Origin of the sequence: Geoalkalibacter subterraneus, from assembly GCF_000827125.1 — a bacterium.
GTDB classification, from domain to species: domain Bacteria; phylum Desulfobacterota; class Desulfuromonadia; order Desulfuromonadales; family Geoalkalibacteraceae; genus Geoalkalibacter_A; species Geoalkalibacter_A subterraneus.
Genome location: NZ_CP010311.1, coordinates 2128373 through 2147538, shown reverse-complemented (window position 1 = coordinate 2147538; position 19166 = coordinate 2128373). Strand labels below are relative to the sequence as shown.

16 protein-coding genes are annotated in these 19166 nt (G+C 55.2%); 15 read left to right on the top strand and 1 reads right to left on the bottom strand.

All coding sequences use genetic code 11. From position 1 onward, the window contains the following. The first annotated feature begins 2 nt into the window (after nucleotides 1-2). From GSUB_RS09910 to GSUB_RS09895, 4 genes are all read left to right on the top strand, one after another. Nucleotides 3-260: a hypothetical protein gene (locus tag GSUB_RS09910; protein ID WP_028588143.1), complete on the top strand. Its 258-nt coding sequence runs from the start codon at nucleotides 3-5 to the stop codon at nucleotides 258-260. Nucleotides 261-509: 249 nt separating this feature from the next. Continuing rightward, nucleotides 510-1466: an amidoligase family protein gene (locus GSUB_RS09905; RefSeq protein WP_040200558.1), complete on the top strand. Its 957-nt coding sequence runs from the start codon at nucleotides 510-512 to the stop codon at nucleotides 1464-1466. Nucleotides 1467-1477: 11 nt separating this feature from the next. Further along, nucleotides 1478-1999, top strand: coding sequence for a DUF5049 domain-containing protein (locus tag GSUB_RS09900; protein WP_040200557.1), 522 nt, complete (start codon nucleotides 1478-1480; stop codon nucleotides 1997-1999). After that, nucleotides 1984-2763 carry a glucosamine 6-phosphate synthetase gene (locus GSUB_RS09895; RefSeq protein WP_040200556.1) on the top strand — a complete coding sequence of 260 codons (780 nt, stop codon included), beginning with the start codon at nucleotides 1984-1986 and terminating at the stop codon, nucleotides 2761-2763. The genes GSUB_RS09900 and GSUB_RS09895 overlap by 16 nt, the downstream gene beginning before the upstream one ends. A 28-nt stretch (nucleotides 2764-2791) precedes the next feature. Here GSUB_RS09895 and GSUB_RS09890 read toward each other — a convergent pair whose 3' ends face one another. Further along, nucleotides 2792-3145, bottom strand: a complete 354-nt coding sequence (locus tag GSUB_RS09890) for a four helix bundle protein (protein ID WP_040202369.1) — start codon at nucleotides 3143-3145, stop codon at nucleotides 2792-2794. Between the two features lie 232 nt (nucleotides 3146-3377). On the opposite strand from GSUB_RS09890, the gene GSUB_RS18075 reads away from it, so the two are divergent. The 11 genes from GSUB_RS18075 to GSUB_RS09835 all read left to right on the top strand — a co-directional run bounded on the left by GSUB_RS18075 (nucleotide 3378) and on the right by GSUB_RS09835 (nucleotide 19140). After that, nucleotides 3378-4379 (top strand): Druantia anti-phage system protein DruA, encoded by a 1002-nt coding sequence (locus tag GSUB_RS18075; protein WP_052464442.1) that lies wholly within the window; start codon nucleotides 3378-3380, stop codon nucleotides 4377-4379. A 41-nt stretch (nucleotides 4380-4420) separates the two neighbouring features. After that, nucleotides 4421-5101, top strand: a complete 681-nt coding sequence (locus tag GSUB_RS09880; protein WP_040199265.1) for an ISAs1 family transposase — start codon at nucleotides 4421-4423, stop codon at nucleotides 5099-5101. Nucleotides 5102-5108: 7 nt separating this feature from the next. Continuing rightward, complete coding sequence (locus tag GSUB_RS09875) at nucleotides 5109-5603, top strand: gamma-glutamylcyclotransferase family protein (RefSeq protein WP_040200555.1); 495 nt, start codon at nucleotides 5109-5111, stop codon at nucleotides 5601-5603. Nucleotides 5604-5751: 148 nt separating this feature from the next. Continuing rightward, nucleotides 5752-6372: a TetR/AcrR family transcriptional regulator gene (locus GSUB_RS09870; protein WP_011367006.1), complete on the top strand. Its 621-nt coding sequence runs from the start codon at nucleotides 5752-5754 to the stop codon at nucleotides 6370-6372. Beyond that, nucleotides 6369-7844 (top strand): TolC family protein, encoded by a 1476-nt coding sequence (locus GSUB_RS09865; RefSeq protein ID WP_011367007.1) that lies wholly within the window; start codon nucleotides 6369-6371, stop codon nucleotides 7842-7844. Before GSUB_RS09870 ends, GSUB_RS09865 begins: the two co-directional genes overlap by 4 nt. Then, nucleotides 7841-9058, top strand: coding sequence for an efflux RND transporter periplasmic adaptor subunit (locus GSUB_RS09860; protein ID WP_040200554.1), 1218 nt, complete (start codon nucleotides 7841-7843; stop codon nucleotides 9056-9058). The genes GSUB_RS09865 and GSUB_RS09860 overlap by 4 nt, the downstream gene beginning before the upstream one ends. Beyond that, nucleotides 9045-10052: a patatin-like phospholipase family protein gene (locus tag GSUB_RS09855; RefSeq protein WP_011367009.1), complete on the top strand. Its 1008-nt coding sequence runs from the start codon at nucleotides 9045-9047 to the stop codon at nucleotides 10050-10052. Before GSUB_RS09860 ends, GSUB_RS09855 begins: the two co-directional genes overlap by 14 nt. Continuing rightward, nucleotides 10042-10536 (top strand): hypothetical protein, encoded by a 495-nt coding sequence (locus GSUB_RS09850; RefSeq protein ID WP_011367010.1) that lies wholly within the window; start codon nucleotides 10042-10044, stop codon nucleotides 10534-10536. The genes GSUB_RS09855 and GSUB_RS09850 overlap by 11 nt, the downstream gene beginning before the upstream one ends. Beyond that, nucleotides 10533-13607 carry an efflux RND transporter permease subunit gene (locus GSUB_RS09845; protein WP_011367011.1) on the top strand — a complete coding sequence of 1025 codons (3075 nt, stop codon included), beginning with the start codon at nucleotides 10533-10535 and terminating at the stop codon, nucleotides 13605-13607. Before GSUB_RS09850 ends, GSUB_RS09845 begins: the two co-directional genes overlap by 4 nt. Next, nucleotides 13604-14632, top strand: coding sequence for a putative ABC transporter permease (locus GSUB_RS18070; RefSeq protein ID WP_011367012.1), 1029 nt, complete (start codon nucleotides 13604-13606; stop codon nucleotides 14630-14632). The genes GSUB_RS09845 and GSUB_RS18070 overlap by 4 nt, the downstream gene beginning before the upstream one ends. Continuing rightward, entirely contained in the window at nucleotides 14629-19140 is a 4512-nt protein-coding gene (locus GSUB_RS09835) for an acyl-CoA dehydratase activase (RefSeq protein WP_040200552.1), read from the top strand. Before GSUB_RS18070 ends, GSUB_RS09835 begins: the two co-directional genes overlap by 4 nt. Nucleotides 19141-19166: the final 26 nt, after the last annotated feature.

The window sequence follows — 19166 nt, the reverse complement described above, 5'->3', positions numbered from 1 at the left end:
CCATGATCGTTCGACGCAAAGGCGGCCTGACCGAGTTCATTCCCTCGCCGCAGGAGAAGCGCGACGGGCTGATCCGCGACCATGCCCTGGGCCTGCTCGAAAACCTGCACCAGCGCCTGGCGCGGCTGGAACGGGCATCAAAGCTCCCGGCCGACGAAGCGGAGGCCTTCACGGCGCTGCTGGCGCGGATGCGGGCCGACGAGTCGCGCAACCTCGAGCTGCACGCCAGCCTGATCACCGCTGATACCGCCTCCGGCTGACCGGCTCACTGCCACCGCCAACCCAGAAACCCCGGATACGGCCAGCCCGTTCCGGGGTTTCTGCCGCCTGTGCGCCGCCCAATCCGGCCTAGTTCGCAAGTCATTGAAAATAAACGTGTTAAATGTCGGCTTCGGCTGTTCTTCTACTTGATTTGTGTCCGGAAAGAAGCATTCATTCATGGTGTAAGCGGAGGCTGAAAAGCCTTGCCAGACAACGACTTAGAAGCGCCATGAACGACGGAGGCACGCATGAACCTGAAAGAGATCCACTACGGGATCGAGATCGAGACCGTAAAACGCACCCGGGAGCAGATCGCTTGGGCCATCCACTCGGTGGTGGGCGGCACGGTCCGCCATGTCGGCATCCCCAGCAGCTACGACCCCTGGGAGATCGAGGACCTGCGCGGCCGCGTCTGGAAGGTGGTGGGGGACGCCTCCCTGACCAGCGTCCCGGCTCATCTGCGGGCCGAGGTGGTCAGCCCGGTGCTCGGCTACGACGACATCCCGCAACTGCAGGAGGCGGTCCGGGCCATCCGCCGCGCCGGAGGCAAGATCAACAGCCAGTGCGGCATTCACATCCATATCGACGCCGCGCCCTTCGACGGCAGACACCTGGGTAACCTGGCCAAGATCATTTACAAGCAGGAGCCGCTGATCCTCCACGCCCTCGGCATCAGCCGTGACCGTCTCAACCGCTACACCCGGCCTGTCAGCGACGAGCTGATCCAGCGCATCGAACAGCATCGCCCCCGCACCAAGGACCAGCTCAACCGCATCTGGTACGGCTACCACAACCGGCAGCCCCAGCACTACGACAACAGCCGCTATCACGGGGTCAACCTGCACAACGTCTGGTACCGGGGCACGGTGGAGTTCCGCTGGTTCGAGGCGACCCTCCACGCGGGGCGGATCAAGGCTTACCTGCAATTCTGCCTCGCCGTCGCCGCCAAGGCGCTCAATGGCCGGGCAGCCTCTAGCCGCAAGCGGGATTTTGATCCCCAGAGCGCCAAGTACGACTTCCGGGTCTTCCTGCTCCACCTTGGCCTGATCGGAGACGAGTTCAAGACCGCCCGCAAGCATCTGATGGCCAACATGCCCGGCGACGCCGCCTTCAAGAACGGACGGCCCAAACCGGAGGAGGTCCTTCCGGACGAAACCACCACTCTCACCAACGAGGCCGGGCAAGTTCCCGGCCTCACTGTTTAAGGAGGTGCCCCATGAAGATTCTGATCCGCTCCACCACGCTGGACGGCGAACCGATCCCCGGCAGCGGGGAAACCCTGCAAGCCGCCGACTGCCTTGAGGTGGTCGAGTTGATGCGCGGCCAGACGCCGTTCACCGCCAGCCGAGCGCCCCGGGACTACATGACCGAGGTGCTCTTTGGCATCGAAGGCGGTCCGACCCAGCCATTGCCGGAGGAAGCCGCCGCTGCGGCCGCCGAGTTTCTCACCCGTCTGGCCCGGCACGGCCTGATCGAGTTCCTGCCCGACGACAAGGCCAGCGATCCCTGGCCGGAACGCTTCCTCGAAGCCCTGGAGACGGTGCGACTCTCCGGGCGCACCAACATGCTCGACCACCCGGAGGTGACCCGGCTGACCGCCGAGATGGGCTACCCGGAGGTGGCCGCGTGGCTGGCGGACCACCGGCGGGAATACGCAGCCTTCGTTCTCGAAGGGACGAGACCGCTCGGCAAGAACTTCGGCGACAAGGAGGACCCGGCTCCATGTGCGGACAAGTAGGCATCATCTTCGGCCGCAAGCGCAGACGGCCCGACGAGCGGGATTACCTGCGCGAGCTCTTCATCCGCATGCTGCTGCACAGCGAGGAACGCGGCCCGCACGCCTCCGGTCTGGCCTGGCTCAAGACCGATGGCAGCCACCGGATTTTCAAACGGCCGATGCGGGCGCACGAGCTGGTCTACGAGAAGCCGTTTCAGGAGCTGCTCGGGCAGGTCGACAACGAGACCACCATCCTCATGGGCCACACCCGCTGGCGCACCCGGGGCAACGAGTTCAACAACCGCAACAACCATCCCATCCGGGCCGGGATCATCATCGGCACGCACAACGGCACCATCTACAACGCCGATTATCTGTTCCGCCGACTCGGGCTGCCGCGCTACGCCGAAGTGGACAGCGAGCTGATCTTCCGCCTGGCCGACCGCTTCGCGCCCGAAGGCCCCATCGACCAGGAGGGCCTGAAGAAGGCGCTTGCCCTCTGTCGCGGCCAGATGAGCGCCGTGCTGGCCTCGCGGCTCGACCCCAGCACCATCACCGTACTCAAGGGCAACAAGCCACTCTGCCTGCGCATCCACCGCCAGCACCGGGTGGTGCTCTACGCCTCGGACGACGCCTTTATCGACTTTGCCGTGAACAACGAGAAGGGCTGGCGCGAGCTGGAGGTGCCGCCCATGACCATGCTCACCATCCGCCACGAGGATGTGCGGGCCATCGAAAACAGCGAATTCCGCTTCATCCCCCAGGAGCGCAAAGGGACAAGCTGATTGATGATTTCGGATTGCGGACTGCGGATTACTTGCGGGAGCGGGCGGTTTTTATGGAGGCGACGACCATGGAAAGGATTTCGTTTGCTTCGTTTTTCAGATCGGTCAAGCGCTTCTCGTTCATTAAACCGGCTTCGGCGATCAGCTCCATCCAGTAGATGGATTCATCGCATTCTTCCTCGACGATGGCCATTTTAGCGATGAAGTCGGCAGGGGATTTGGCGCGGCAGGAGGCCCGATAGTTCGCACCAACCGAGGTGCCACAGCGGAGCAACTGGTTTCCAATCACTTTCGCGGTCTGGTTTTTCGGCAACGCTTCTACCAACCGGATCACCCTGATCGCGAAAGTTCTGGTTCTATTTTTGAACTCATCAGCATCCATGGAGGCAACATATGACATTTTCAATCAATCCTCAATCCGAAATCCCCCAGGGCGAATTTGTTCCCTCCCGGGAACACGCTCTAAGCCTTGCCCCAGCATAAAGTTCTGGTCATTTGTTCTCCGATGGGGTATAAAGGGTTCGTCCTTTGCCCTTGGAGACCCTGTCGTGAATCTGAAAGAAATCCATGTACGACCCGTTTCAGCCCTCGAGGAGGACCGATATCGGGAGACAATGCAAGCGCATCATTATCTGGGAGATCTGCCCAAGATCGGCGAAACCCTCTGGTACGTTGCCATATTGCGCCAGCAGTGGGTCGCTTTGCTGAGCTTTTCCGCTGCGGCCTTGAAGTGCGCCGTTCGCGACCAGTGGATTGGCTGGGATCATCGGCGCCAATATGACCGCTTGAAGCTGGTTGCCAACAATAGCCGTTTTTTGATCCTGCCGCAGTGGCATTTGCCCAATCTGGGCTCGCGCGTCTTGGCGCTGTGCGAACAAAGAATCCAGCGCGACTGGCTGGAGCGCTTTGGCCATCCGCTTGTGCTGATGGAGACCTTTGTCGATCCGCAGCGCTATCAAGGCACGGTTTACAAGGCGGCCAATTGGCTATGCCTGGGTCAGACCAAGGGATTTCGCCGAACCCGTCAAGGTTATAGCAACCTCGCACAGTCCCCGAAGATGGTGTTTGTTCGTGCGCTGCAGTCCAATGCCCAATCGCTCTTGTCCCGCCCCCTGCTTGGGGCGCCCTATTGTCCAGGAGACGTGAAAATGTTGTTGACAGCCAATCAAATGCGATCCTTGCCAGAGTTTTTCACCGACATCCCCGACCCGCGCCGCGCCGCAGGGAAACGCCACCGGCTGTCCACCGTTTTGGCCATTGCCGCCGGGGCGACGCTTTGCGGGATGCGCGGGTACAAGGCGATTTCCGATTGGGCCAAAAGTCTTGGCCCCAAGGCGCGCGAGCGCTTCGGATGCCGTAAAAAACAAGGGCAGTACCTTGTCCCGAGCGAATACATCATCCGCGATATCCTCATCAGGGTCGATCCGGATCATCTCGACCGCAGCTTTCAACGTTGGAACGAGGCTTACGCAGGCGCGGATGAAAGCCTCGCCATTGACGGCAAGACCATGTGCAACGCCACCGACGAGCAAGGCCGCAAGACGCATATCATGAGCGCGATCGGCCACGAGACCAAAACCTGCCACACCCAAAAAAAGTCGGCCTCCTGCCGATAGACGATGGCAGCGACGAGGTCAAGCAAACGAACGAAATCAAAATGGCCATCCCCTTGCTCGAGGCGATCAGCATCGAAGGCAAGACCATCAGCGCCGACGCCCTATTGACGCAACGCCGATTGGCCCGCTACCTGGTCGAAGACAGGCAGGCCCATTACCATTTCACCGTCAAAGGCAATCAGCCCCGGCTTCTCGAAGACCTCACCCTGTATTTTCATGGCCGCCAAGAACCTCACGCTGTCACCGTCGACTCCGACCATGGCCGGATCGAGACGCGGAGGATCTGGGTCACCGCCGAGCTCAACGACTATCTCGACTTTCCTCACGTCGGTCAGGCTTTCATGGTCGAACGCGAAAGGGTCAACAAAAAGAGCGGGAAAGTCTCAACCGAAACCGTTTACGGAATCACCAGCCACACACCGCAGCAGGCCGACGCCCAGCGCATCCTCAAGACTAATCGCAACCACTGGTGCATAGAAAACAGCTGCCACTACATCATTGACTGGAATTACGACGAAGACCGAAGCCGGATACGCACCGGCCATGGGCCGGAAAACATCACCCGGCTCCGACGCTTCGCGGTCGGTCTGATTAAATCAAAAAGCGTCGGCAGCGTTGCGCAGAAAATGAGGATGCTCGCCATGAACCCCCGCGCCGTCTTCGACTACCTGCGAATGACCGATAATACAAGGAGCAGGCGCTCGGCTGCTGGATGCAATTAGAACAAATTTGCCTTGCGAAATCCCCAATCAGCAATTGTTGCGGCTCTTCGTTTACGGCACCCTGAAACGGGGCTATTGGAACCATCAGCGCTTCTGCGCCCAGGCCCGCAGCATCGAACAGGCCGTGGTCTGGGGCAGGCTCTACCATCTCCACGCCGGGTTCCCGGCCATCGAGGTGCCGGAAGGCCTGATCCTGGCCCGGGGCAGTGTTGATCCATTGGCCGACGCCCGCAGACAGCAGGAGATCGGCACGCCGTGCTTCGGACGCCCGACCGGCGACTGGAATCTGATCCACGGAGAGCTGGTGACCTTCACCGACCCGCAACGCGACCTGCCGCCCATCGACCGGCTGGAAGGCTTCCGGCCCGGCGGGCACAGCATGTACCAGCGGGTGATGGTGGCGGTGCTATGCGGTCGCACCTCGATTCCAGCCTGGACCTATTGGATTCCATGCCCGCCTTACGCGGAAAGAGTCGCCAGTGGCCAGTGGTTACGCCCGTGAACCGATCTTTGCGGCCTTATCCGGATTATTGGTTTTCCGCTTGACACAAGGAGCCAACGCGCGTATTGGTTAGAATATAACGTCATAAAATGAACATGCCGTCACGTTTTTAAATGTTCTATGCTGCCAAGGAAACGGAGGTCAGGCAATGCAAGATGAGAAGCTCCCACGTCGGGAAAGAGAAAAACGCAGACATCGTCGGCAGATGCTTGCCGCTGCACTCGAGCTTTTCTCGAAGAAAGGATACCACAACGTATCCATGCACGAGATTGCAGAAAGAGCAGAGTTTGCCATCGGAACGCTTTACAAATTCTTCAAGAACAAGGAGCACCTCTACAAGGCCCTCATGATGGAAAAGGCAGCGGAATATCATCATACCCTGAGCGGAGTCCTTTCGAGGGAAGGTGACGTCCTGACTATTCTCAAAGACTACATTTCCGCTAAAGCGGGGATCTTTGCCGATGACGTTGCCACGTTGCGGCTCTATTTTGCTGAAACGCGGGGTGCGAGTTTCAACATCAAGGCCGGTCTCGATCAGGACATTCGCAAGCTTTATGACGAACTGGTAGAGCAACTGGCTTCGACACTGGAAAAAGGTATTCGCAAAAACGTGCTTCGCGATCTGAACCCCTACTATATGGCCGTGGCCCTGGAGGGAATCACCAACGCTTTTCTCTTCTGTTGGCTGGAAGATCCGGAACGGCATTCATACAAGGCGAATGCCCCGGTGATCAGTGACATGTTTCTCAAAGGGGTGATGGCCGAATGAAAAAAGCCTTAAGGATAACAGCTCGCACCATGGTTATGCTTCTGGTGGGAGGTGGATTGCTGCTGACAGCGGGTTGTATTTCTATTAGCGCTGCCGCCGAGCCGTTGCACGGCCATTCCGATGCAATCGCCGAAAAATCGCCGGAAATAGAAGGCAATCGTCCCTCTGCTCCCGTTGAGGAGCTTCGCAAGCTCGAAAAGGATGGCAATATACACCTTTCGTTAAGCGATTGCCTGAAAATAGCGTTGCAACAGAATTACGATATCCGCCTTACACGGGAAGCCCTGACTCAAGCCAATACAAAGATAACTCAGGCCAGATCGGCTATGCTCCCATTTTTGGGGGCGGAGGCTTCCTATACACGACTGGACGAGGAGTTGAGTTTTGCAATGGGACCGCAATCATTGACCTTCATGGATCGTGATCAATACAAGGCGGGGCTCGTCATCCGGCAGCCCATTTTCACGGGAGGGCGATTGAATGCGGCGCGCAAGGCATCCCAGTATTCACGAGACGCTCAAGCTCAAGAGAACAGGGCCGTTGAAGAGGAAGTCGTTTTCCAGGTTACACGCGCTTATCGGACCGCACAGTTGGCCGAAGCGTTTCAAGGTGTTGCCGTGGAGGCCGTCGATCTTCTCAATGTGCATGAACATGACGTGGCGATTCTGGTGGAGAAAGGGGCGAATCCGGAAATTGACCTGCTTCGCACCCGAACGGAACTTGCCAATGCCCGCAAAGATCTGAATGGCGCTGACAACGCCGTCGACCTGGCATATTCTGCACTTAAGAACTTGCTGAGCATGCCCCTTGAAGAATCAGTCCGTTTGACGGAAGCCTTGGTGCGGTCGCCCGGGCCGGGGGCGGATCTTTCGTCTCTCACCGAGTTGGCCCTTTCGCAACGTCCCGAACTGTCTGCAATGGATTCCAAAATGGCAGCTGCGGAGCAGGCGCTTAAAGCGGCCAGGGGAGAATACCTGCCTACCATTGCCCTGGAAGGGCGTTACGAATATATGGAAGGCGATTTTCGGGATCTGGAAGGCGGAGAGCATTGGACGGTTGGAATAGGGGCGCAGTTTCCCCTCTGGAATTGGGGGAAAACCGCTGCCAAGGTCAGAGAGGCGGGATCGCAACGGGCTCAGGTAAAAATCCAGCGAGATAAAACGACAGATCGCATTCGTCTTGAAGTGCGCCAAGCCTTCCTGGACCTCGGAAAAGCAGAAAAGAATATCGATGCGGCTGAGAGTGCACTGAAGACAGCCAGGGAGGCTTACCGCCTGGCAAGAGCCAGCTACCGGGCAGGAGAAGGCACAAATACCGACGTGCTGGACGTTCGTACGGCCTTAAGTCGAGCTGAAGCGAATCACACACAGGCTCTTTTTGATTACAACGTTGCCCTTGCCGCCCTTCATCGAGCGGTGGGCGTAATGGTGATAGAGCCGCCTGATATCAAGGAAAAGGAGTCTGCCGAATGAGACGAAGAGGAGTCTATATATCCATTGCTATTGCGGCTGCTGTTATTGCGTTCTTGGCTGTCCAAGTTTCCAGGAAGCAATGGCAAAAAGATGAAGATCCGAACGCGGCGGGCAAGGCGTTGCCTGTCACAATCGCATCTGTTGTCCCGCACGAATTCGCTGATGAAATCAGCGCCGTCGGCACCTTTAAAGCCCGAGACACGAGTCCGCTAAGCCCCAAGGTGGCAGGAACGGTGAGCCGGGTTCTGGTTGATATCGGTGAGCGCGTCAATGCCGGTGAGGTCGTTATAAAACTGGACAGAACAAACTATGATCTCGGCGTCAAGCAGGCCCGGGCGGCGCTAGCAGCTGCGGAAGCAGCAGTTCCGCAGGCTGAAGCCCATTTTGAACAGGCCGAGAAAGAATACCGACGCGCAATCGAACTGCTGAAGGAAAAAGTGATTCCGCAAAGTCGCTTTGATGCATCAGAAGCGGCCTTTAAAAGCGCCAAGGAAGCGGTGTTCTACGCCCGAGCACAGAGGGACCAGGCAAAGGCCGCCTTGGAGACAGCGCTGGAACATCTCAAGGATGCAGATATCCGATCGCCTATCGGCGGCGCTGTCGTGGAGAGAAATGTGGAAATCGGTCAGGCGGTCGCTCCCGGCGGCCGACTTCTGCTAATCGTGGACCAAACATCTCTGAACCTGGATGTCGATTTGCCGGAAGCAGACATTGGCCGGATTGTCGTTGGAACTGTTGCGCTGATCACGACAGACGCCTTCCCGGGACATGAGTATTCAGGGAAAGTAACCGTTATCAATCCATTGGTGGACCGAAAGACGCGTACTTTCCGCATGAGAATCGAGGTGCCGAATCCGTCCGGGAAGTTGGTGGACGGAATGTATGCCAGGGTGAAGCTTTCGGCAGAGAAAAGAAGGTCCCTTGCCGTTCCCCGTGAAACCTTGCAACGCCTCCCCGGCAGCGGCACCTATTACGTTTTTGTGGTGGAAGGAAATAAGGCCCATAAGCGAACGGTCGAAATTAGGGCCATGGATGACCAATTTGCCGAAGTGATGGGCGGCTTGGTTGAGAATGACAAAGTGGTCACCAGCGGAGCGGGACGTTTACAGTCAGGCATGGAGGTAAGCGTGCAAGATATTTTGAACAAGAATGGGACGGATAACTCTGGGGGACAACTTTTCAAGAAGAACGGCGGTGAACATGTCGGACGATAGCTCAGGTTTTCCGAAAAATATCGGCCTGGCTCTGGGTAGCGGCTCCGCACGGGGATGGTCTCATATCGGTGTATTGCAGGCACTAGCTGAGGCAGGAATAGAAATCAGGTACGTCGCCGGCACCAGCATTGGTTCGTTGGTAGGGGCCGCATGTGCCCTTGGCAAAATGGATGTGCTGGAAAATTTTGCCCGTCAGCTCGACTGGAAACAGATTGTTTCCTTCCTGGATGTAACTTTTCCGAGGTCGGGACTCATTGATGGAAAGAAGATCAGCGATTTCTTTCGTTCTCATGTTCGAGAAATGAACATTGAAGAATTACCTCTCCGCTATTGCGCGGTTGCCACCGACCTGGCCACGGGTCGTGAGGTCGTGTTGAACAAAGGGGACCTCATAGAGGCAATCCGCGCGAGCATCTCGGTTCCGGGCATTTTCACGCCGGTCAGGAAAAACGGCGGCTTTCTGGTGGATGGAGGGCTGGTCAACCCCGTGCCGGTGAGCGCTGTCAGGAAAATGGGAGCGGATTACGTCATCGCTGTTGATTTGAACCATGACATTATCGACAAAAGGAGTACCGCCGGCATCGCTCCGGTTGATTCATCGGTGGCAGGTATGGTTGTTCAGCCCCAGCCCGCAGAATGGAGAATCGCGCAGGATCTGACCAACAGGCTCAGCGAATTCGGTTCGCCCGCGTTATCGCAAGTGCGCCAGTGGCTGCAAAGGGACCCCGTGCCAAATATCTTTGATGTGTTGACGACTGCAATCAATATTATGGAAGTGCAGATCACCGCAACAAGATTGGCAACCGATCCGCCCGATCTGCTGATTCGGCCGAAGCTGGGGGATGTTCGTTTTCTCGAATTCCATCGGGCCGAGGAGGCCATTGCCGAGGGGTACCGAGAAGCCATGGTGCAGCTCAAAGAAAGATGGAAGTGTGCCGCCAAAAGAGATTTGCCAGGAGGTTTTTTACCGGGGAGGACGGAAGATGGGAATTAATATTTGTCAGTTACAAGAAAAACGCCTCGTTGATCGTCTGCGTTCTCTGAGGGTCAAAGGAGAAGTGATCGAGAAAAAAAGAATGGAATCATTCAGTGGACGGCCCGAAAGGAAGATTGTCGTTGTCAAGTTCAAGAACAGGATAATTGAAACAAACCTTGATGACGCAGAATTCGAACGGACTGAGATCGGGGAACGGATTTGGTTCTCTCCTCCGGTCCCTGATCGTGATCCGTGCACTTGCCATCTATTCGTCTGGCTGATTGTTGGAATCACATCTGGGGCACTGGCAATCTGGGCCATCACAACCCATTTTCCTGGAAAAACCGCCGCTATCCTTTCTCTTGTCGCAGCAGGTTGGATCAGCGTTATTGCCTGGGCCAGGATATGTTCGCACGAGCAAAGCAAATGCCTTCGGGACCTTAAGACGGAAGTCGACTTTTTTGAAGCTGACGGTGACGACAAGCAAGGGGAACAGAAATGAAATTACCGGAGATATCCGTCCGCAGGCCGGTCACGACCGTTATGGTTTTCGCTGCCATTACATTGCTGGGTTGCGTGGCTTTTTTCAGGCTCAACCTCGACTTGTTGCCGGATATTGAACCTCCGGCCGTGAGTGTCATCACACCCTATCCGGGGGCTTCCGCCACGGATGTTGAGTCGGAGGTGACCAAGTACCTGGAAGACCAGCTTTCCACCACACCGAATCTCGACCGGCTGGAGTCAAAGTCCAAAGACAACATCGCCATCGTCAATTGCATATTCAACTGGGGCACCGACCTGGATGTTGCGGTCAACGATATCCGGGAGAAGATCGATCTTGCCAAGCCGGACCTTGCCGATGGAGCGGAAGACCCCTTTATCTTCAAGTTCAGCAGTTCCATGGTGCCGGTGCTCATCATGACGGTGACGGCGGAAGAAAGCAGTCCCGATCTTTACAGAATTGTGGACAAGCAGATCGCCGATCCGTTGAAGCGTGTGCCCGGCGTGGGCGCTGTCGTCTATATCGGCGGTCAGGAAAGACAGATCAATGTGCATTTCGACCGCGAAGCAATAGATGCTTATCACATTTCCGTCCAGCAGATCAGAAATGTTCTCGCCGCTGAAAACCTGAACCTTCCGGTGGGCACCGTCAAGATCGGGAGGAATGAACTCCAGATCAGAGTGGCGGGGCGCTATCGGGATGCAGCGGAAATCGCAAATACGGTGATCGGAAGCAACGGCGACGCGCTTGTGCGGCTCAGAGACGTGGCCACGGTCACCGATGCCTTTGAGGAGCCGCAGGAGTGGGCGCGTTCCGGCAAGCTTCCTGCGATTGCCTTGATTATTCAGAAGCAGTCCGGGACCAACACCGTCAACGTGATCGAAGCCATAAAAGATCGCCTCAAGACACTGAAGACCGAAGTGCCGGCGGATATCGAAATCCACGGGATTCTGGATAACTCAGATCACATTTATGCGATGATCAATAGTTTGACCGAAGCCGCCGTCGTCGGAGGCCTTTTGGTCATTGTCGTCTGTTTCCTGTTTCTCCGGCGGTTTCGCACCAGCCTGGTCGTCTCAATGGCAATTCCTTTTTCGATTATCGTCGCCTTTATCGGCCTCTTCGTCATGGATTATACCATCAACGTCATTTCCATGATGAGTCTTGCCATTGCTGTGGGAATGGTGGTGGACGATGCCATCGTCGTACTTGAAAACATCGTGCGGCATGTGGACGATGGCAAGCCTCCGCAGTTGGCCGCCGTGGAGGGAACATCCGAAGTGGGTATGGCGGTAGCCGCGTCAACATTGACCATTGTAGCTGTCTTCGCCCCTCTTCTCTTAGTGAAAGGGATCGCCGGCATCATCTTTGGTCAGTTGGCGTTCATGATCTTGATTACGATTCTGGCCTCGCTTTTCATTTCATTGACGTTGACCCCCATGGCTGCTTCCCGTTTGCTCCGTTCACGGGATCAAAGAAAGCTCAATCCGGTATTTGTATGGAGCGAGCGTTTGCTGAATGGAATCGAAGCCGGTTATTCTCACGTCCTGGGATGGGGACTAAGGCACCGTAACATTTTGCTTTCACTTATAGTTATTGTATTTATCGGCAGTCTGGCACTGATTCCTTTGGTCGGTACGGAATTTTTCCCCGAAGTGGATTCGGGGGAAGTGGAGGTGGTCCTGGAGATGGCGCAGGGCACCCGAGTGGAGGTCACGGCCGGAACCACGGAAGAAATGCTCAACGCGGTGAACGCCATTCCGGAAATGGAAGCCTCCTATGCCCTGGCAGGTCAGACCAAGAAAGGATTTTTAACAGCCCTCGGTTTTGAAGAGGGAACCGGCATCGGTCGCATCGGAGGGCGTCTCATTGATAAAAAAGAACGGAGTCGCCATGCCAAGGAGGTCGCTTCGGAGCTTCGTGAGCAGGTCATAAAACTGCCGGGCGTTGAGAATTTTTCCGCCAGCGCCGTAAGCGTCATCCAAAAGGCGTTCCTGGGAGGCGGCCGGCCTATCAGCATCGATATTCTGGGCCATGATATCGAGACGACCGACAAAGCCGCCGCAAAGATCCAGCGCATCGTGGAAACCACACCCGGCGCAGTGGATGTCTCTGTCAGCAGAAAGAGACCACGGCCGGAAGTGCGGATTTGTCTTGACCGGGATAAGGCGGCATCCCTGGGATTGAATGTGGCGCTTGTCGCCGACGCATTGAGGACCAACTACTATGGATTCGATGATACGAAGTTCCGGGAGGCGGGTGACGACTTCGACATCGAGTTGCGACTGAAAAAAGACCAGCGGGAAACGATTCGTGAAATCGGGGAAACCCCCATCACCACCCTGACCGGTCAGACCATTAAGCTCCGGAACGTCGCGTCTGTTCGGGAAACCTTTGGGCCCGTGGAGATCGACCGGAAAAACAGGACCCGCGTCACAAAGGTTCAGGCGGGCGTCCAGGGCAGGGTTCTGGGGGATGTGGTACGGGATGTTCGAGAAAAGATGGCCTCTCTTGACCTGCCTCCCGGCGTTTCCATCGAATGGGGCGGGGAGGTGGAGGAACAGCGAAAAGCGTTCCGCGACCTGACCCTCCTTTTGATTCTGGGAATAGTCCTTGTCTACATGGTCATGGCAGGGGAGTTCGAGGATTTCGTTGATCCATTCATCATCATGTTTTCGGTTCCTTTCGCCTTCGCCGGAGTGATATGGGCCTTCGTTGCCACGGCCACTCCGCTCAACCTGATGAGCTTCATCGGGGTAATCATGCTCATGGGCATTGTTGTAAAGAACGCCATTGTGCTCGTGGATTATACCAAGCAACTGAGAGCAGGTGGGATGACGCTAAACGAAGCGGTGGTCACGGGCGGAAAAACACGCCTGAGGCCGGTGCTCATGACGAGTTTGACCACCATATTCGGCATGGTCCCATTAGCCCTTTCCAGAGGGGAAGGCTCTGAAATATGGAATGCACTGGGCATCACGGTCATTGGGGGACTGTCGGTCAGCGGCCTTGTGACATTGATTCTGGTGCCGCTAATGTATTCGCTGGTTCACCGGGGTAAAGCAAAATGACGGCCGATGTTGTAAACTTCTTCTTTTCTTTCTCCTTTTTTTCCATTCTTGGATGGATGCTGGAGGTCTCCTATCGTTCCGTGCGTGACAAGCGGTTCGTCAATCCCGGCCTCCTGAAGGGGCCGTATCTCATCCTTTACGGTGCCGGCGCAGTGATGCTTATGGCAGCGGTTTCATTGCTGCAGGAATCCAATTGGGGAACCAAGGCCTTCGCTTATTTCATAATCACAACCGGACTCGAATTCGGCTCCGGATTGGTTGCTCAATACTTTTTCCAGATCCGTCTGTGGGACTATTCGGACCAAAGATTTAATTACAGGGGGCACATCTGTCTAAAATTCTCCCTGTACTGGATACTGCTGGCCTTCGCTTTTGAATATGCCGTTTTGCCCCCCTATCAAAGCATGCTCGTCCTGCTTTCACCGGTCTTCAAGTGGATAGTGGCCGGAGCAACGATCTCAATCATGTCGATGGATTTCCTGGCGGTTGCAGCCGGGCGTTTCCTCCGCCTGACGCCGGAAGAGAAAACTCTGATGGAGGCGGAATTCGTCAACACGGCAAGGCCGCTTCTCGATCTGCCGGAGGTTGCAAAACTGGCGCAGTATAACCATCACAGGGGGAAAACCCGATTGGATCATGTGGAGGAGGTGGCCTGCCTGAGCTTTCGCTGGGGAAAAAGACTTTCCCTTGACACCCGGGCGATTATCCGGGGTGCGTTGCTGCACGATCTTTTCTACTATGACTGGCTGCATGACGGACCCAGGCTGCACGGTTTCCGGCACCATACTATCGCTCTTGAGAACGCCCGCAGCATCACCGGTCTTACCGAAAAAGAAGCGGATATTATTAAAAAACACATGTGGCCGCTTACTGTTATACCGCCGCGCCATATGGAATCGCTGGTGGTTTCTCTGGTGGATACCTTTTGCTCTGCAAGGGACTATCTGAGCATGAAGAAACAAGACAAACCCACAGAGGCGGCCTCCCGTTGCGTTCATCCGGAACCGGGAGATGAAAAAAGATGAAGAACCATGCAGAAAGTCTCTATTTTGCCGGGATCGATATCGGTTCAACTACAGCCAAGGCGGTTATCCTGGATAAAGAGGGTGGCATGGTATTTTTCCGCTACTGTCGTCATCAGGGCAAAACAGTGGAAACAACACGGCGTATTTTCAATGACGCCCTTGAGAAACTTGGCGACGTGGAGCTTGATTTGGCGGTTACCGGATCGGCGGGGATGGGTGCGGCCGAATTCTTCGGCCTGCCGTTCGTGCAGGAAGTGGTGGCCTCCGCGCACGTCATCGAAAAGTTTTTCCCCGAAGCCAGGACATTTATCGAAATCGGCGGAGAAGACTCCAAAATAATATTCTTTGACGGCAGTGGCCGCCCCGATATCCGGATGAACGGAAGTTGCGCCGGCGGGACCGGTGCTTTTATCGATCAAATGGCGGTTCTCCTGGGTGTTGATGTAGCGGAACTGAACGTTCTGGCCGGAAAAGCCACGAATATTTATCCGATTGCGTCGCGGTGCGGCGTTTTCGCCAAAACCGACATCCAGGCCCTGCTGAGCCGCCATGTATCCAGGGAAGATGTGGCGGCTTCCATATTTCATTCGGTCGCCCTTCAGGTGATAACCGCCTTGTCCCGTGGACGGGAGATGGAAAGAAAAATACTGATCGGAGGCGGGCCGCTGACATTTTATCCAATCCTGCGGAAAGCCTTTGCAAATCTGCTCGGCATTGAGCATCCGGATGACCTGGTACTTCCGGATCATCCGGAACTGCTTCCCGCCATGGGAGCGGCCATGGTGCGCAATGGCAAACCATGTCGGGGCCGGATCAGCAATTTTTTATCCATGTCCGAGAGAGGTGTCAGCCGTGCAACCAACAGCGGCACCAAAAGGCTGCCCCCCCTGTTTGCAAGCAATTACGAATTTGAAATATGGCAAAAAAGGCATGAGCGAAATTTGGTTCCCAGGATTGACCTGCCTGAGGCAAAAGGAAAAGATCTTTTTTTAGGTGTGGATTCGGGGTCAACCACCACCAAGATCGTCCTTGTCGATGAGAAAGGCAAACTGGTTCTGAGCTATTACGGCCCCAACAACGGCGATCCCATCCAGGCGGTAAAAAAGGGACTGGCTGAATTCAGAAAAAAGTTTGTTTCTGCCGGCTTTGCCCCGCGGATCACCAGAACGGCGGCCACCGGCTATGGTGAAAGTCTCATAAGAACCGCCTTCGGGTTGGACGACGGCCTGGTTGAGACCATGGCGCATTACCGGGCGGCGCGGCGCTTTGAGCCGGATGTATCCTTTATTCTGGATATCGGCGGGCAGGACATGAAGGCGATCTATATTCATGACAACGCCGTGGCTGAAATTCAGATCAATGAGGCCTGCTCATCGGGATGTGGTTCCTTTATTGAGACGTTTGCCCGTTCGCTAGGGTATAGTGTCCAGGAATTCGCAGAGATTGCATGCGATAGCAAATCACCTTTTGATCTGGGAACCCGCTGCACCATCTTCATGAACTCCAAAGTGAAGCAGGCCCTTCGGGAAGGGGCGACGGTCGGCGACATTTCGGCAGGTTTGGCGTATTCGGTTATCAAAAATGCTCTGTACAAAGTGCTGAAGCTGAAGGACGTCGATGTCCTGGGGGACAAAATCGTAGTTCAGGGCGGAACATTTCGAAATCCAGCCGTATTACGCGCCTTGGAGGTGCTTCTGAACAAGGAGGTTATGAGACCGGATATTTCCGAGCTGATGGGAGCCTACGGTGCGGCCCTGACAGCCCTTGCCAATCATCGTGCGCATGTTGTGGCGGCCGTTGCTCCGCAGCAAGAAGCGCTGAAAGGTCCGGATCGGCCGGGACGGGAGACCGACGACCTGGTTTTTGAGAAATTGGTGATGGGAAGTGGTTTTTCAAAAAAGGAAATCCGCTGCCGGGGATGTGAAAACCAGTGCAGGGTTTTGAAGCTGACTTTCAGCAACGGAAACCATTTTTATACAGGGAACCGATGCGAGCGGCGCTTCAGCAACAATCCGGATGCTCAACGCAAAGGAAGGAACCTGATTGATGATCAGATAAGGCTCCTGTTTGAGCGAAACACGGAACCCGAAGGCGAACCGATTTTCACCTACGGTATCCCCCGCTGCCTGAACATGTATGAAAACTTTCCCTTTTGGTGCGCCTTTTTGACCACATGCGGCTTCAGGGTGGTTCTCTCTGCTGAATCCGGTTTCAAACTTTACGAAAAGGGTTCCGCCACTGTCATGTCGGAAAACATCTGCTTTCCCGCCAAGCTTGCCCATGGTCACATTTTCGACCTTATCGGAAAAAAAGTCGACAGGATATTCTACCCTACCGTGGTCTATGAGCAGGAAGAATACGAAAATGCTTTAAATACTTATAATTGCCCGGTGGTTACCGGATATCCCGACCTTTTGAAAAGTGCGGTTAACCCTGAGCGGAAATTCGGGATTCCCCTGGAGAACCCGGTTATCAGTTTTAAGGATTTCAATTTGCTGAAGGATCAGCTTTATCTATTCTTCAAGCAGTCCGGAATCAATTACCGGACGGTGTCGGAAGGTGTCGAAAAGGGGATGGCGGCACAATCGAATTACAGGAAACAACTCAAGTCCATGGCGAAGACGCAGCTAAGCAAGGCGGATGCCGAGGGGCGGACAACAGTTGTTCTTGCCGGTCGCCCCTATCATGTGGACCCGCTTATCAACCACGGTATTTCGCAGCTGTTGACGGAACTGGGAGTGGATGTCATCAGTGAAACGGCTGTTCCCTTGAATGCAGATGCCGTCTCACTGGAAGATGTCAATGTCCTGACCCAGTGGAGCTATGCAAACAGACTGTACGCGGCGGCCGGGTGGGTAACGGACACGGCCAATGCCCAAATGGTTCAGTTGACCTCTTTTGGCTGCGGGCCGGATGCGGTTTCGACCGACGAGGTCAAAGAAATTTTGCGTTACGGCGGAAAAATCCATGGTTTGATCAAGATGGATGAAATCTCCAACCTGGGTGCCGTCAGGATCAGACTGCGCTCCATGCTGGAGGCGGTGAAAGAAAAAAACGGTAAAACGAGGGCCACAGGGGCCGGCACAATGAAAAAAGACCGGGCGGTTGTGGAAGAAGACAGAAAGAGAATCCTGATCGCTCCCTATTTTTCCCCCTTTTATTCACCGCTGATCCCGTCTGCTTTCAGGCCCCTGGGTTACCGGGTGGAAGTCCTCCCGCCCCAGGATAGGGTATCGGTTGAATGGGGACTAAAAACCATCAACAACGACATGTGCTACCCCGCTATCCTGGTCGCCGGCGATATTATCAAGGCCTTCCAATCAGGCTGCTACGATCCTGAAAATACCGCTGTTATTCTGACCCAGACCGGTGGTCAATGCCGGGCATCCTCATACGTGTCGCTTATCAGAAAAGGACTGGCCGCAGCCGGCCTGGATGAGGTCCCGGTAATCACTATATCCAATGAGGAAATCAATCCCCAGCCGGGGTTTAAAATAGATAAAATGGGGCTGATAAAAAGGCTGGGCCTGGGAATTATTTTCGCGGATCCCCTGGCCAGGATGTATCTATCCACAATGGTCAGGGAAAAGGTGCCCGGGACATCCAAAAACCTGCATGAAAAATACCTCCTTGAAATGGAGACAGGCATCGAGAATGCAGATTATTATTATCTTCTCAATCTTCTAAAAAAAGCCGTGACGGACTTCAACCTGGTTGAGATCAACGACAAGACGGTCCCAAGAGTCGGGATCGTTGGAGAGATTTTCGTTAAATATAACTTTTTCTCCAACGGAAATATCATCGACTGGCTGTCCGGCCAGGGAGTGGAAGTGGTTCTTCCTCCTATACAGAGTTTTTTCGCCCAGCGCTTTATCAATGAAACCTATGATCAAAAGGCCTTTTTAAAACGTTCTTTGGTAGATCGTATCAAGTACAGGCTGCTGGAGATATACTCAAGATACCACATCGATCAAATCGAGCGGGTTATGCAGGGGTTTCGCTTTTACAGAAAGGCTCATGACTTGAGAGAATTGGCTGAAATAACCGACGAGGTTGTCAGCCTGGCCAACCAGTTTGGCGAAGGATGGCTTCTCACCGCCGAAATGATCACCATGCTCAACGAAGGGATCGGCAACATCGTCTGTCTCCAGCCCTTCGGCTGTATTGCCAATCACATCACCGGAAAGGGGATGGAGAATAAACTCAAGGAGATGTTTCCTTCTTTGAATCTGCTTTCACTCGACATGGATGCGGGGGCAAGCGAGGTCAATTTACTGAACCGGCTACACTTCATGGTAACAGCGGCACGGGAACAGGTGGCCCGTGAGAAGGGGACGTTGGTCGTGCCGGACACAGTTCAGCGCTTTACCATTCCCACGGTATGGGCGCAAGAACTGTATATGTTCAACAATTACGCATCACTGGAGGTTGAAAAATGGAGGGCCTGGGTGTCCGGTCTGGGACTTTGGGAAAAAGCGCGGAAAATCAGGCGAAGAATCAGCTTGTAACCATCGACATCATTAGCAGATGCGTT